The 984-nt window shown below is 41.6% G+C and carries 1 protein-coding gene; it reads right to left on the bottom strand.

Annotated features, from left to right (window positions below):
* The coding region (locus HQR03_RS14075) for an IS256 family transposase, variant Zn-binding type (RefSeq protein ID WP_418889579.1) at nt 1-931 on the bottom strand (931 nt) is incomplete at its 3' end.
* Nucleotides 932-984: the final 53 nt, after the last annotated feature.

The following is a 984-nucleotide window of genomic DNA, read 5'->3' as shown; positions in this document are numbered from 1 at the left end:
ACCCTAAAAAGTCTTTAATAAACCGCAACTTACGCTGCTCATTTAGACCATGATGACTGTGTAATTGTCGCTTGAGCTCGCTGAATAATCCTTCAAGAGAATTGGTGGTATTTGGTATATCTAAATGCTTATATTCTTGATAAATGAATAACCAATCACTATTGGTTCTGAGGCTACGATAAGCACTTCTAAGGCGCTTATGCGTATACCACGTTCTACTGTTATCGTCATTGGTACTACGTTCATTGAGATAGGCTTCATGAGTCACATACCAGTGATCTAAGCGCTGTATGAACGCCTCTTTATCAAGCAGTTTTATTTCTAAAGTAAGTCGTCTAAGCTCGATACTGGCACTGTTCTTAGGTCGACGAGTGAGGTAGCGGGTCACTATTTGCACCTGATGAAACTGGCACATCTGGCAAGGGGTGCGGGTGAATAACGTACGCAGTCCTCGTCTACCATCACAGGTGATGCTTTGTATATCAACGCCTAACGATGCTAGATGATCAATTCCTTGTTTGTAGGCACTGTTGGTTTCATGACTGACTATCGCGTAGTAAAGAACGGCTTTAGTGGTATTGTCCATAAAAACCATTAAACCGAACTTACGACCGAAGTAAGTGGTGTCCATGATGATGTTAGCAGTATTCGGTCGCTTAACTTGATAGTCAATACTGACTGTGTCTAAGCGTCTTTGAATGGTTTTAAGACTACAGCTATACTTGTCAGCCAGTTGTTTGTAGGTCTGTTTGCCCTGAGTGTATTCCGTCCAAAGGGTTTGGTTATTGAGTCTTTTGCCACCTAAAAACTGCCGTTTGCAAGCTAGACATTGATACTGTTGTTTGCCTAGCTTGCGTCCATTCTTTTTGAGGTGTTTATCACGACAAAAAGGGCAGTTTTTTGATTCATGGCTTTGATTCCTTGCAAATATAGACAGTATATAGCGTTAGACCCTACGCCAGCATGAATAATGTCCATTACACC

This window comes from Psychrobacter okhotskensis, from assembly GCF_013248965.1.
In the GTDB taxonomy this organism is placed as follows: Bacteria; Pseudomonadota; Gammaproteobacteria; order Pseudomonadales; family Moraxellaceae; genus Psychrobacter; species Psychrobacter okhotskensis.
The sequence above is the reverse complement of the archived record's forward strand: the minus strand, read 5'-3'. Positions and strand labels throughout refer to the sequence as shown.